This is a genomic window from Halioxenophilus aromaticivorans, from assembly GCF_042850945.1.
GTDB classification, from domain to species: Bacteria; Pseudomonadota; Gammaproteobacteria; order Pseudomonadales; family Cellvibrionaceae; genus Halioxenophilus; species Halioxenophilus aromaticivorans.
On sequence record NZ_AP031496.1, the window covers coordinates 2,812,905 to 2,827,313 of the forward strand.

11 protein-coding genes are annotated in these 14,409 nt (G+C 52.7%); 10 read left to right on the forward strand and 1 reads right to left on the reverse strand.

All coding sequences use genetic code 11. The annotated features are described in order from the left end of the window. Positions 1–26 precede the first annotated feature (26 nt). The 4 genes from ACGHM3_RS12340 (at position 27) to ACGHM3_RS12355 (ending at position 6,184) form a co-directional block, all read left to right on the forward strand. On the forward strand, positions 27–302 hold the full coding sequence (locus ACGHM3_RS12340) for a hypothetical protein (RefSeq protein ID WP_345426612.1): 276 nt from the start codon (positions 27–29) through the stop codon (positions 300–302). A gap of 544 nt (positions 303–846) precedes the next feature. Next, positions 847–3,279, forward strand: a complete 2,433-nt coding sequence (locus ACGHM3_RS12345; protein ID WP_345426614.1) for a TonB-dependent receptor — start codon at positions 847–849, stop codon at positions 3,277–3,279. Between the two features lie 157 nt (positions 3,280–3,436). After that, positions 3,437–4,942, forward strand: coding sequence for an aldehyde dehydrogenase family protein (locus ACGHM3_RS12350; protein ID WP_345426618.1), 1,506 nt, complete (start codon positions 3,437–3,439; stop codon positions 4,940–4,942). Between the two features lie 45 nt (positions 4,943–4,987). After that, a complete protein-coding gene (locus ACGHM3_RS12355; RefSeq protein ID WP_345426620.1) occupies positions 4,988–6,184 on the forward strand; it encodes an iron-containing alcohol dehydrogenase in 1,197 nt (398 codons plus the stop codon). Between the two features lie 47 nt (positions 6,185–6,231). On the opposite strand, the gene ACGHM3_RS12360 is transcribed toward ACGHM3_RS12355, so the two are convergent. Then, the gene (locus ACGHM3_RS12360) at positions 6,232–7,254 is read right to left on the reverse strand and encodes an AraC family transcriptional regulator (protein WP_345426622.1); all 1,023 of its coding nucleotides are present in this window, start codon (positions 7,252–7,254) and stop codon (positions 6,232–6,234) included. A gap of 242 nt (positions 7,255–7,496) precedes the next feature. Between ACGHM3_RS12360 and ACGHM3_RS12365 the strand changes: the two genes are divergently transcribed. The 6 genes from ACGHM3_RS12365 to ACGHM3_RS12390 all read left to right on the forward strand — a co-directional run bounded on the left by ACGHM3_RS12365 (position 7,497) and on the right by ACGHM3_RS12390 (position 14,391). Beyond that, a complete protein-coding gene (locus ACGHM3_RS12365; RefSeq protein WP_345426624.1) occupies positions 7,497–9,071 on the forward strand; it encodes an AMP-binding protein in 1,575 nt (524 codons plus the stop codon). A 31-nt stretch (positions 9,072–9,102) separates the two neighbouring features. Further along, entirely contained in the window at positions 9,103–9,891 is a 789-nt protein-coding gene (locus ACGHM3_RS12370) for an enoyl-CoA hydratase/isomerase family protein (RefSeq protein WP_345426627.1), read from the forward strand. 51 nt (positions 9,892–9,942) lie between these two features. Next, a complete protein-coding gene (locus ACGHM3_RS12375) occupies positions 9,943–11,181 on the forward strand; it encodes a thiolase family protein (RefSeq protein ID WP_345426629.1) in 1,239 nt (412 codons plus the stop codon). 15 nt (positions 11,182–11,196) lie between these two features. Continuing rightward, a complete protein-coding gene (locus tag ACGHM3_RS12380; RefSeq protein ID WP_345426631.1) occupies positions 11,197–12,342 on the forward strand; it encodes an acyl-CoA dehydrogenase family protein in 1,146 nt (381 codons plus the stop codon). A gap of 50 nt (positions 12,343–12,392) precedes the next feature. Continuing rightward, positions 12,393–13,169 (forward strand): SDR family NAD(P)-dependent oxidoreductase, encoded by a 777-nt coding sequence (locus ACGHM3_RS12385; protein ID WP_345426634.1) that lies wholly within the window; start codon positions 12,393–12,395, stop codon positions 13,167–13,169. A 70-nt stretch (positions 13,170–13,239) separates the two neighbouring features. Next, the gene (locus ACGHM3_RS12390; protein WP_345426636.1) at positions 13,240–14,391 is read left to right on the forward strand and encodes a CaiB/BaiF CoA-transferase family protein; all 1,152 of its coding nucleotides are present in this window, start codon (positions 13,240–13,242) and stop codon (positions 14,389–14,391) included. The last annotated feature ends 18 nt before the right edge of the window (positions 14,392–14,409 follow it).

Here is a 14,409-nt window from a genome sequence, read left to right on the forward strand (position 1 = left end):
AAATCATTTTGTATTGTCAAAGGTAAATGCGACACAACCGGCCTGCGCGCCAGCAAGTGCTGCACCTGAAGGTCAGTGATATCGACAGCCAACGCATGATCCTGCACGTCGAGCAGGGCAAAGGGGATAAAGACCGCAACGCGATGCTGTCGCCGGCGTTGCACGGTAGCCAACACGTCGACAAGCGCGGAGCCCGAATCCCGCGGTTTCCTTCCCTGAGCGTTATAAGACGCCTGCCCGTTAACCAATGCGCACGGCAGCAAGAGGAAGAAGAGTTTGGGCAGGTGTCTTATAACCCTTAACAGGGGCGGATATTGAAATTCTCAACAGTTAATGTGTTTGGGAAAGTCAGCAGTGATACGCATTGCTGCCTTCCTTGGTGGCTAACGTCGTTGGGGAGATTGCCTCCGCCTTTAAAATCTTGCTGTTATACCGACCGGCACAATCAGTGATACAAGTTACCGTTGATATCTCACTTCTTTGCGGCTGACGACGCGATACTCTTCCCTCGAAACTTGCACTCTCCCTGTTATTGTAGGAACAGCCATTATCTCAATCGTGTCATTTAGGCACCAATCTTACTTTCTTGGTCGAAGCGCCATCTTCCGCGCATCGCCTTTCGCGCAGTCCGTTATTGACTCCTAGCAGGAATTCCTGTCGTTGAATTTCGGGTAACGAAAAGACGTGGTTTATGCCCCAATTGACCTGATTGTTGACCACAACATGGATAGCCTAACAACAGTCATTGGAGGCAGGAGTACCTGGCTGCCTATGTCCAGAAATATAGGGATCACCCTATATTTGTATTTTTTATAAGAAAGAAGAATATATATAACAAGAGAGACTATGATGTTAAGTATCATCACCAAAACAATAAGCCCTCGACACAAGCTGGCCGCAGCCGTTGCATCTGCAACTATCCTGATGGCATCTCCGGTAACCCTGCACGCTGAAAACTCCCTTGCACTTGAGGAAGTCGTGGTGACTGCGCGTAAGCGTGCAGAAAGCCTGATGGATGCCCCTGTTGCGGTGACTGCCGTGTCTGGTGAAGCCATGGAAAACCAGGGTGTTACCAGTATGGAGCAGCTGTCCGCCAAGGTGCCAGGCCTACAAATAGGGCGTGCCGCAAAGACCAGCAATGTGATTATCCGTGGTGTTGGTTCGGGTATTAACCAGGGCTTTGAACAATCGGTGGGTATGTATGTCGATGGTATTTATCAATCGCGAAGCCGCCAGTTCACCCAGTCCATGGTTGACCTTCAGCAGGTAGAAGTCCTGCGTGGTCCACAGGGTGTTCTGTTCGGTAAAAATACTGTGGCTGGCGCCATTAAAGTCGAGACCGCCAACCCGCAAGTAGGCGAAGAATTTAACGGCTCTGTTACCGCTGCCTGGGAACCAGAGCAGGATACCCAACGGTATACCGCGGTAATGTCCGGCTCTTTGAGCGATACTTTGGCCGCACGCGTAGTGCTGCGCGACTCCTCGTCCGATGGCTACGTGAAAAACAAATACCTCGATCGGGACGAGCAGCAAAAAGACGACCAGCTGGTCCGCCTGGCCTTGGCTTGGGAGCCAACCAGCAATCTCTCGGTAGTTGGTAAAGTCTCCTATCTTGAGATGGATGGTGACGGTAAAGAGGCGACCATTAATGCTGTGGATAGTAGCCTACCCGCTCCCAGCACACTCGCTATGTCAGCAATGTTAGCACCGGGCTTTAGACCTTCGACTGGCGGCAGCTCCTATGAGCACTATATTGGCAATAAAGACTGGACCAGCGGTGATTTTGAGGAAACTGAATCCACATCGGCGTCCTTGAAAGTAGAGTGGGATCTGGCTGGCTATACCCTGACGTCCTTGACCGGCTATTCAGATTTTGAATTTACACAGTTTCACGATATCGACTTATTGCCCATCAATTTTATTAATAGCCGCGATGAGGAGGAGCTGGAAATGGTGAGCCAGGAGCTCCGCATAGCGACGGATTGGGATGGCGCCGTCAATATGATCGGTGGTGTCTACTATGAAAAGCAGGACCTGCTTTTGAAAGGTGCTGCCCATTTCGACGGCACCTTTGGTGTGCTACCGGGATCGATTTTACCCGGCGGTATTGAGGAAGTTGGTCAGCAAACTGATTTTAATCAGGAGACCGAGACGCTGGCCTTCTTTGGGGAAATGAGTATTGATCTGACCGAAGCGCTGACCCTGGAGCTGGGGCTGCGTTACTCCGAAGATGAGAAGGACGCTAGCAAGCGCGTACAGGTCGGTACCGGCGCACCGGATGCGTTGGCTATTCTTGTTACGCCTGAAGATACGGCGGGCTCGGCAGATTTAGCCGCTTATCTTGCCAATGCCGCGGCGGCTGGCGGTGCCGATGGCGCCAATGCTGCTGCTACCTTTGCCGGCTTGTTGAATCGCTATGCTGCTGATACCAGCAGTGATCGCACCGAGTACCACTTCGACCCATCGGCCAAGTTGCGCTGGGAGTACAGTGAAGCCGGCATGGTGTTTATTTCCTACTCTGAAGGCTACAAGTCCGGTGGTTTTAACGTTAGCCCCGATACCGCCAACCCCGATGGTAGCACGCGTCCTGGTCACGAGTTTGAGGATGAGTCCGTTAAGGCCTGGGAGCTGGGTGTTAAGCAGGAGTTGCTTGATGGTCGCGCCCGTGTCAGTGCCATAGCCTATCGCACCCAACTAGAAGACCTGCAGGTCACTTCCTGGAGTGGGGCCAGCTATGTGGTGGGGAACGCGGCTGAACTGACGGTTCAGGGCATTGAGCTGGAGGGGCAGTATTTGTTGCTAGAGAACCTCGAGCTTGGCGGCAGTGTCAGCTACCTGGACCATGAGTTCGATTCCTACACAGGTGCCGGCTGTTCCGTCATTGAGACCGGCTTGGGTAATTGCCCTACGGGTCAAAAAGATCTGTCTGGCGAGCGCGGTGCGTTTGCGCCGGAATACAGCGCCTCAGTTTATGTCGATTACACCTACAGTTTCGACCAGTTTGAGCTGAATGCTCATATTGATTTTAACTACAAGGACGAGATGTTCCTCGACGGCGACCTAGACCCCAATGCTTTGCAGGACAGTTATGTCAAAGTTGATGCGCGTCTCGGCTTGTCCACCATGGATGGCAAGTGGGATTTCCTGCTATACGGTCGTAACCTAACTGACGAGACCACTTACACTGCGTCAATTGATGCACCTTTAAGCCCTGGCGTCTATGTCGGCTGGGTTGAGGAGCCGCGTATTGTGGGTGTGCAGGGACGTTATAACTTCTGATATGACCTGGTCTTTTCAATAACCTGATGCCGGCTGCTAAGGCTGACGGCTGACGGCTGGAAGGCAGTGCGGGCTGAAAGGCCTGTTCTGCTTTCAGGTTTCAAGTCCGAGGTGGCATTCGCGAGGAGCGACCCGGTAATTAACTGGAGGAATTCTCTTGGCTATTAAAGTTCAAGGTCATGTTATTAATGGCGAGCATAAGGCGCAGCAATCGAGCGCCTATATTGATGTTATCAATCCTGCCAATGGCGAAATCGTAGCGCAAACCACTGCCGGTACAGCAGAAGAGGTTGACAAAGCCGTGGCAGCCGCCAAGGCCGCCTTTCCGGGGTGGCGTTCAACCCCTGCCAGTGAACGGGCTGCGTTGATTGCCCGTATAGCCCTGGTGTTGGGGGCCAATCTGGAGGAGCTTATAGAACTGGAGTGTAGCTGTACCGGTATTTTGGCGTCTCGCATGGCCTCATTTGATGTGCCGGCATTGATGCAAATCATACAAACCTTTGCGGAAAATCTCGAAGATTATCCGTTTGTGGAATACCCGCCAGTTCGTACCCTGCCAGAAGCTCATGACGTTAAGGTTTTTAAAGAGCCCCTGGGCGTTTGTGGTCTGATTTCTCCCTGGAATGCGCCACTGTTTGTGACCTTTGTCAAAATGATACCGGCCCTTGCCGCGGGCAATACGGTCGTAATTAAACCGTCTGAAAGCTCTTCTGTAGCAATAGTTCGGGTAGCTGAGTTGCTGCAAAGTATCCTGCCGCCGGGTGTTGTCAACGTCGTAACCGGTTATGGCCGCGAGGCTGGTGCCGCGCTGGTGGCGCACCCGGATGTGGCGAAAATATCCTTTACGGGCTCCACTAACACAGGTCGCATGATTCAAAGAACGGCCGCCGATACCATGAAGCGTGTGACCCTGGAATTGGGTGGCAAGGGCGCGGGTATTGCGTTGCCGGATGCGCCAATTGAATTAACGGCGCGCGGTGCAACGTTTGCGTTTTTGTTTCATGCCGGACAGGTGTGTATCTCCGGTACGCGCCTGTTTATTCATGAATCCATTCACGATCAGTTGGTTGCGCGTATGGTGGAGTTGGCTGCAGCTCTCAAGCCTGGTAGTCAATTTGATCCGCAAACGACCCTCGCGCCAATGGCTTTTAAGACGCACTATGATCGAGTGATGGGCTATATCGACTCGGCAAAAGAGCAGGGCGCCACGCTGGTTTGCGGTGGCGAGCCAATGGTGGTTCCTGATGCGCCTGAATCTCTGTTTATTCAACCCACGATTTTCACCGATGTCACCGACGATATGCGCATCTATCGAGAAGAGATCTTTGGACCGGTCCTGTCGGTCATCAAATACAGCGATGTGGATGATGCCATACGCATGGCCAACGATAGTTGCTATGGTTTGTCGGCGGGGGTTTGGAGCGGCGACCCCATCGCTGCGCAGTCAATCGCTCGGCAGTTGGAGGCGGGTACCGTCTGGGTCAACGAATGGCATGCGCTTACCGGGGATGTGTCATTTGGTGGCATGAAGCAGAGCGGCTACGGCCGGGAAATCAATATGGCATCAATTGAGTCCTACTTGGAAAGTAAAACCTATTTGACCAGTTTTGAGACCGATCCTGCGGCCAAAGCCCTGCAGGGGCTGTTGCACCAAGCGGTCTAAACAGCACGTCAACAGAGATAGAGAAAATTCAGAAAGGAAATTAACATGTCAGATTCAGGTGCTTTTCAATATTGGCAGCGTTCGATAATTCACGCTGGTCCAGGTACGGTGATTCGCCTGCCCAATCTTTTCGCCGGTTTGGGTGGCAGACGAGTGGCGCTGATCAGTGACAAGGGGCTGAAAGATGTTGGCCTGGTGGATAAGGTTGCCGAGCTGTTTACTGGAGATGAAGTTCCGGGAGCGCCAAAACTGGTAGCCACTTTCACCGATATCGCCCCGGATGCAGAGTCGAGCTGTATTAATCGGGCGCTTGCCGTGGTGCGTGAAAGCGCGGCCGACTGCCTGTTGGCGGTGGGTGGCGGCAGTGTGCTCGACAGTGTAAAAATGATCAAGCTGGCGATGTACAAGCAGGTGGGTGATATTCAGGAATTGATAAAGTCACCGGTACTTTCAATGAAGTGGCCGGAGGTGCAGCATATGGGGGTTCCTCATATTGCGGTACCCACCACGGCTGGTACAGGGGCGGAAATCACCAATGGCGCCGTAATCTACAATCAGGCTCTGGGTATCAAACACCTTATCCTTTCTGAGTTTTTAGAAGCGGATATCGCAGTATTGGATGCGCACATGACCACTGGGCTGCCACCCATGTTGACTGCGGCGACCGGTATGGATGCACTGACTCACGCCGTGGAGACCATTGCCCATGTAAGGGTCAATGACTTTGCCTTGGCTCACGCTGTTACTAGTGCCAAGGTCATTCTGGAGAATCTGCCCAAGGCGGTTGCTAGCGGTCGGGACCTGCTGGCACGTCAGCATATGCTCAATGCCAGTGCGATGGCGTGTAACTCTGTGGTAGCTGATTTTGGTGCCTCTCCCGTACACAATTTTTCCCACGCTTTTGGTGCGTTATTCCATATACATCACGGTGAGGCCAACGGGGTATTACTGCCTACAGTGATGGAAGCTATGCCTGAATTCTACGCGCCGGTTGCCGATAGATTAAAGGATGTGTTTGCTGTTGATGGCACTGATGCCGAAGCCGTGGTCTTGGCTGCCGCGACGAAAATCCGCGAACTGCTGGATCGAATTGGCCATCCGCAGGACTTCAAACGACATACGATTGCGGAATCGTCACTGTTGAGTATTGTTCATGCCGTGTCACATGATCCGCTGGCGGCGCTCTATCCTGTGGCCGTTGATCATATCGAGGTTATTGCCCGCAAGGCGTGTGGCTGGTAATCCAGAGGCTGGCGACCATAGCTCCTGGTATTGAGGAGTGTTTGTGTCTAATCGCCCTCCAATTGATCGCGGTATTGCGTGGGCGAGACACCGGTCCAGCGACGAAAAGCACGAGCGAAGTTGCTGGTGTCGGTAAATCCCAGTAGAAAAGCGATTTCACTGAAGCTGACGTTTTTCTGTTCGATATATTGTTTGGCCAGGTTAGAGCGCAGGTTTTCCAGAATTTCCTGGTAGCTGGTGTTTTTCTGCTCCAGCTTGTTGTGTAACTTGCGTTGGCTGATATGCAGCAGTGAGGCGATGCGATCTTTACTGCATTCTCCAGTCGGCAGTAGCTCAATAACCTTGGCTTCAACCTGGCGCACAATGTCTTCGCGGTCCAGTCGTGCCAGGTATTCGATTACTACTTCATCATTGCGCCTGGCCAGATCCGAGTTGCCCGAAGGCAGGTGTGCAAGCATATCTTCTTTCGCAAAGTAAATGGTATTTGTTGGAGCTGAAAAGATCACTGGGGCACGAAAAAAACGCTCAAAATCCTCGGCATGGGATTCCGGTGCGGGACGTTCAAGCTCTACCTTTAATGGAGTAAAATCCGGTCGATAGATGCTGCGGCACATGTGAACAATCGCACCGATCCAGCCGTCCAGGCTTTCAATGCTCGCCTTTGGATTGATCAGTTCAATCACCAGCCGATAGTGCTCCTCATCCTCATGCAGATAATGTTTGGCGTTTTCGCTTAGCAAACGGAAGTAGTGAACCAAGCGCAGACAAAAGTCGTACAGGCTGCTGCTTGAGTAGAGCGAGAAGCCCAGGGCATGAAAGTGCGCTGGTTGGAAATTGCATGCCACTTGCAAGCCAAAGCTGGGATTGCCTGTTGTCTTAACTGCTAATTGCATCAGGTGGAATATTTTGTGGGCTTCGACCCGGCAGCTGGGGTCTGATGTCGACTGGTAGGGTATATCGGCCTCTTTGAACAGCAATGCACTGTTTTTACCCTGCATTTCAAGAGTCATGGCAATGGCATTGGCCCAGCCCACTGCGGTTCGGGGTTCGCTTTGGCTGTCTTTTTCCATGGAAAATTCTACTTAATATGATAAATGTTTTTTGAGTCTTTATAACCCTTTCTTGTCTTTCTAAGAGCGGCGCTATAGCCGTTCAGAAAGCGCCAATGATTACCTTGATATCGCCGATACCGAAACTATGAGGAGGCGGGTCATATAGACTCTATTTTAGCACGATATGACCTGCGATCTAGTGCCTGGAGTGGCTACTATGTATAGCACAAAGACAACAGGCTATGACGAGAGTGTTGCAGATGAAGATAAATTTTAGTAATCAATTTCAGGCTCTGTCGGATCGATACGGCGAATGCGAAGCCCTGGTCAATGTCGAGCGCAACCGCCGCTTTACCTTTGCCGAGTTGCACCGCATCTCCAATCAGATTGTTAATATGCTCCGTGACACGCTTGGCCTGAAAGCCGGTGACCGCTTTGTCAATATTCTTGAAAACGACAATATGGCCCTGCTGAATGCTCCCACCATCCTTAAGGGGGATATTACTGGCGCCTTTACCAATTTTCGTGACTCCCTTGAAGAGCATACCTGGCAAGTTGACTTTGCCAAGCCAAAAGTGGTCTTCATTGAAAATTCACTGATTGACAGCCACTACGCCATGTTGCGTGAAAAGCAGATCACCGTGATTTGTATGGACCCCATTGATCAGCCAAAAGAGGGCTTGTTCTATTTTTGGGAGCTCGTTGAGGCCGCCTCATCGGAAAACCCCAATATTGAAATCGATGACCGAGAGCATCCCCTTTTAATACGGTTTACCGGTGGAACAACCGGTAAGGGTAAGCCGGCGCTTTATTGTGCGGATAACTGGTTTGGTCTGCGCGATGGTATCTATGCGCTGGATGAGAGTGACTGGAACACCAAGTCGCGTATGTTGCATTTGGCACCTATCAGCCATGGCAGTGGTATGTTTGTGGTGCCTGTGTTTTTTGCTGGCGGTTGCAATATCACTCTGAACGAACCGGATCTTGCTCAGTACTGCCAGGTCATCGAGCGTGAACAGGTGACCCACGCTATGATGGTTCCCACACTTCTCTACCGCTTGCTGGAATTGCCGGAGGCACGGTATTCAGACTTGTCCTCTCTGCAAAATATGTTTTATGGCGCCGCCCCTATGAGCCCGTCCAAGCTGAAACACCTGCAGGAACAGTTTGGCAATATATTTATTCAGGTGTATGGCTCTACGGAGCATTTTTGTCTGGCTCTGTCGCTGAGTAAAGCCGATCACTGTGTCGATACTCAAACGGAAAACCGATTGGCCTCTGCTGGCCGTATCACCGCCGGTGTCGAAGTGGTGGTAATGGATGAAGAGGGCAACCCTGTGCCTAAAGGTCAACTGGGCGAGTTCTGGTTACGCTCTCGCGGCACTTGTCTTGGGTACTTGGATAATCCTGAGAAAACTGCCGAAGAGTTCTGCAACGGTTATTGGAAGTCCGGTGATATGGGCTATATCGATGAACAGGGTTTTGCCTTCATCGTCGATCGCAAGAAAGACATGATTATTTCCGGTGGTTTTAACATTTACGCGACTGAGGTGGAAGCGGTGATCAATGCCCACGAAGCGGTATTGATGTCGGCCGTCGTCGGGGTTCCCCATGAGGATTGGGGTGAGGCGGTTCATGCCGAAGTGATGTTGTGTGACGGTAAGACGCTGGATAAGAAGGAATTAATCTCCTTGGTGAAGGATACCCTAGGTAGTTACAAGGCTCCCAAGGCGGTAACGGTCGTCGACCAATTACCCGTGAGTGCGGTTGGCAAGGTACTGCGCAAAGATGTGCGTCAAAAGTACTGGCAGGATGTCGAGCGCCAAGTAGGCTGAAAGTAGTTGAAATTATTGAGGAAATAAACACATGAGTGAAGCTGCACTATTAATAGAAATGCGCGGCCCGGTTTCCTGGTTAACCATGAACCGGCCGGAAGCCATGAACGCAATTAACCTGGACATGATCGCGCTCTATGAAAAGTACCTGTCGGAAATCGCCGCCGACGACAGTGTGCGTGTGTTGGTGATCACAGGTGCAGGACGCGCATTTTGTGCGGGTATGGACTTGAAACAAGTACTGGAGAGCAGTAATGTCCCCGCCGGGGAAAAAGATATTCTCGACCGTCTGTGCGAAAACGTATTGGGGCCGCTACGGGATTTCCCCAAGCCGGTGATTGCCTCGCTCAACGGCATGACCATGGCTGGAGGCCTGGAAACAGCCATGTGTGCCGATATTGTGGTGGCTGCCGAGTGCGCCAGAATCGGCGATGCCCACGCCAATTTCGGCGTTTATCCCGGTGCCGGTGGCGTGGCTGTACTGCCGCGGTTGGTGCCGCTCAATGTCGCCAAGTACCTGTTGTTGACCGGTCGCACACTGACGGCCACCCAAATGCAACACTACGGTTTTGTGAACGAAGTTGTCGCCGACGAGGCGCTGATCGACGAAACCCAGGCCCTGGCTGAGCATATTTCGGGCAACAGCCCACTGGCCATGCGACGCATGAAGGAAGTGGCCAATAACGCCAATGACGCTAGTCGCGATGCTGCCCTGCAGCACGAGCAGGTTGTGTTTCGCAAGCACCTGCGTTCGTGGGACTTGCAGGAGGGTATTGCGGCCTTTGGCGAGAAGCGCAAGCCGCAGTTCCGCGGGAGCTGAGTCAGGCCGATCCATTGGCAGTAATTGATTGATAGTAACTGGGAAGAAATTATGAGCGACATTTATATTGCCGGTGTCGGTATGAGCAAATTTGGCCGCCACCTCGAACGCAGCTATCACGACCTGACCCGCGAAGCGGTGGAACTGGCATTAAGCGATGCCGGCGCTGACAAGCGCGATATCGCCCAGGCGTATTTTGGCTCCTGCGTGATTGGCTTTATGCAGGACCAGCACATGGTCCCCGGGCAGATCGCACTGCGCTCCATGGGCTTTGAAGGCGTCCCCATTTTTAACGTGGAAGGCGCCTGCGCTTCGGCCAGCTCCGCCATGCATCTCGCGGCTCAAGCCATTCGTGCCGGAGACTGCGACATCGCCATTGCGGTGGGCACCGAGAAGATGAACAGCCCGGACAAGGCCAAGATGTTTGCGGCCTTTGACTCCGCCTGGGATGTATCCTGCGCGGAGGCCAATCGCGAACAGCTGGTCAAAATGGGTGAAGGAGTCATCCCGCCCGAGGGCTCTCAGTCCCCTAAACCCTACAGCATGTTTATGGATGTCTACGCGGCTTTCTGTCGTCAGCACATGAAAACCTTCGGCACCACGCAGCGTCAGATCGCCGCCGTGTCCGCTAAAAACCACGCGCACTCCGTACACAACCCGCTATCGCAATATCAGGTGGCCTACACCACTGATGAGGTGATGGCCGCGGCCCCTATTACATATCCGTTGACGCTGCCCATGTGCGCGCCCATCTCCGACGGCTCGGCAGCTGCAGTTCTTTGTAACACTGAAGGCCTGAAGCGCTTGCAAGGTGATGACAGCCGCGCCGTGCGCCTGCTGAGCAGCGCGGTGCGCTCCGGCACCACGCGGGATGTCAGTGATTACCGAAACCACATCACCGCCCTGGCGGCGGCGCAGGCCTACGAAAAAGCCGGGGTCAGTCCTGCAGATGTGGACCTGGCGGAAGTGCACGATGCCACAGCCATGGGTGAGATTATTCAAGCCGAAAACCTGCTGCTGGTGCCCTTTGGTGAGGCCGGCCCGGCGGCTGAGAATGGCGAATTTACTATCGGCGGTCGCGTGCCCATAAATACCTCCGGTGGTCTCGAATCCAAGGGCCACCCTATAGGTGCCACAGGGCTGGGGCAAGTCCATGAATTGGTGACTCAGCTACGCGGTGAAGCCGGTGCCCGCCAGGTGGAGGGCGCCAAGGTGGCGATTCAGGAAAACGGTGGTGGTATCTTCGGTGTGGAAGAGGCGACCGCAGTGATTAGTATTCTAGCGAAGTAATATCGGGAGGTAACAATGAATTTTACCCTGAGTGAAGAACAAAAGATGGTGCTGGAGAGCCTGCGTAAGTTTCTGGATGCTGAAATTGAGCCGGCTTTTCGTGCCCACGGTGAAGGGTTTATTCCCCGTGAGAAAATGCAGCGCTGGACGCAACAGTTATCGGAATACGGATTGATTAAGGCGCCTCATGCCGAGGAGTGGGGCGGCTTCGGCATGGACTGGCTGACGCACCTGATGGTGTTCGAAGAAGTGGCCTATACCTCATTGGATATCGCTATTCCCGGCTTTATCAATTGTGTCGGTGCCGAGCTGTTGAGCCAACTGGGCTCAGAGGAACTCAAGCGCAAGTATCTGCCTGATTTGATCTCTGGTGACAAGTTTATTTCGATGGGTATTTCCGAACCCGATGTGGGCTCTGATGTGGCCGCGGTAAAAACCCGCGCGGTTCGCGATGGCGATCACTGGGTGATCAACGGCGAAAAGACCTGGATCACTAATGGTGAATATTCTGATGTCTTTGTCTGTACCTGTAAAACCGGTGAAGGCGAAGTCAGCCACATCCTCATCGATCGTGAAGAGCACGGCTACGATGTTATGGGCATCAAGAAACTGGCGCTCAATGGTCAGTCTACTGCGCAGGTGTTCCTCTCTGATGTACGTGTGCCAGTGAGCAATACTCTGGGCGAGCTTGGCGCGGGCTTGAAAAATACCCTGAAGCTCTTTGAATATGCCCGTTGTCATATGGCCATGTGGGGTGTCGGTGTTGCCCGTCGCGCCATGGATGAATCCATTAAGTACTCCCAGGAACGCTCACAGCATAGTAAGCCGATCGCCGGGCACCAGTTGATTGCCGATAAGATTGCGACCATGGCCACGCATATCGATGCAGCTCGTCTTCTAACTCATCGGGCGATGGAAATGGTGCAAAGCGGAGCGCGCGCCGATAAAGAGTGCTCCATGGCTAAGTGGTACGGTACTGAAATAGCGGTCACTGCGGCCCGAGATGCCGTGGAGATCCATGGCGGAAACGGTGTTACCAAGGAGTTTGTGGTTGAGCGCCTGGCGCGTGAATCGATTATTAGCCCCATTCCCGATGGTACGACCGAAATTCAGAAACTGTTGATTGCACGCTGTCTGACCGGTATTCAGGCATTTCGATAATTATCTGAACAACAGAGTTTATTGAAACAAAATATATGTGAGATAAAACGATGGATTTAAAAGACAAAGTTGTTGTTATTACCGGTGGTGCTTCAGGTTTGGGGCAGGCGACTGCTAACTATATGGTCAGGGAGAAAGGTGCCAGGGTGGCTCTATTTGATTTAAATGAAGAGGCGGGTGCGGCAACGGTAGCGGAGCTGGGCGACGATAACGCGATTTTCTGTCAGACCGATGTAACCTCTGAAGAAAGCATCGGTGCGGCGATTGCCGCGGTGATAGGCCAGTTCGGTGCCATTCATGCCAACATCAATGCAGCGGGTATCCCACTGCCATGCAAAATACTCGATAAAGAGGGCAAGGCCAGCAGCCTGAAGAAGTACGCCACGGTCATCAACGTTAACCTGTGTGGAGTGTTTAATGTGATGGCCAAGTGCGCAGAGCAGATCGCCAAGAACGATCCCGATGTCAATGGCGAGCGTGGCGTCATTGTCAATATTTCTTCGGGAGCTGCGTATGAAGGGCAGATCGGCCAAAGTGCCTATAGCGGTTCCAAAGCCGGTGTCAATGGCATGAACATGCCGGCCGCCCGAGAGCTGGCTAATTACGGTATCAGGGTCAACTCCATCGCCCCGGGCTTGTTCGGCACCCCGATGGTTCAATCTCTGGATGAAAAAGTCCAGCAATCGTTAATCAATATGTGTGAAGCGCCAAAGCGTATGGGTGAGATGAATGAGTTTGCCCATACCTGTGCTTTCCTGATTGAAAATGGCTATATGAACGGTCGTGTGATTCGCTTGGATGCTGCAACGGTAATGCAGGCCAGCTAATCAAGCGTTGTGAGTGAATGTTCGATGGCGATCTTCAGCGCTCGTCGTCAATGGTGAAAAGGAGACAATAGTGGGGCCCTTACAAGGTATTAAAGTCATTGAAATCGCCGGCATCGGACCGGCGCCAGTGTGCGGTATGTTACTGGCGGATATGGGCGCCGAGGTTATTCTCGTTCAGCGTAAAAGCAGTGGTACGAACAATATCACTGATGCCGTTACCAACAGTAAATACGCCATTCCCAATCGGGGTAAAAAATCTATTGTCCTTGACCTGAAAGACCCCTCAGCCGTAGAGGTTGTACTGGATCTGGTTGCCGATGCTGACGCCTTAATAGAAGGTTTTCGACCGGGTGTGATGGAGCGTCTGGGTCTCGGCCCCGATGTCTGTATGGATAAAAACCCGCGGCTGCTCTATGGCCGTATGACCGGCTGGGGTCAGCATGGTCCATTGGCTCAGGCGGCGGGTCACGATATTAACTATATCGCCCTTAGCGGCGCACTCTACTATTCGAGTCACCGGAGAGAAGCGCCCTTCGCGCCGCCGTCTTTGGTCGGCGATGTGGGTGGTGGCTCGATGGTGCTGGTTATGGGGCTATTGGCAGGTGTTATCAACGCCAAAACTACCGGCAAAGGGCAGGTGATAGACGCGGCTATTACCGACGGCAGCGCTCTTATGACGTCGTTGCTTTATTCGTTCCACCAGGCCGGTTTGTGGAGCAAGGAGCGTGGCGATAATATCATCGACAGTGCCTCGCCCTGGTACGACTGCTATGAGTGTGCCGACGGTCACTACATAACGGTGGGTGCTTTGGAACCACAATTTTATAGTCTGTTACTGGAAAAGTGCGGCCTCAGCGATAACCCTGTTTTTTCCCGGCAGTTCAACAAAGCGGACTGGCCACAGGCCAAGAATACAATCATTGATCTGTTTAAATCCAGAACTCGGGCCGAGTGGTGCGAGTTAATGGAAGGCACGGATGCGTGCTTTGCGCCAGTGTTGAATTTTGAAGAGGCTGCGGCGCATCCTCATAACCGTGAAAGGGAAACCTTTGTTGAATTAAATGGCATCGTGCAGCCGGGTCCGGCGCCGAAGTTCAGTGCTACCCCCCTGAACATAGCATCGCCTCCGCCACAGGAAGGCGAGCACACCGAGACGATACTGAAGTCGGTCGGTTACAAAGATGATTATATCGATTTGCTCAGAAGTCGAGAGGTCATTTAACGATTTAAGCGGACTGAA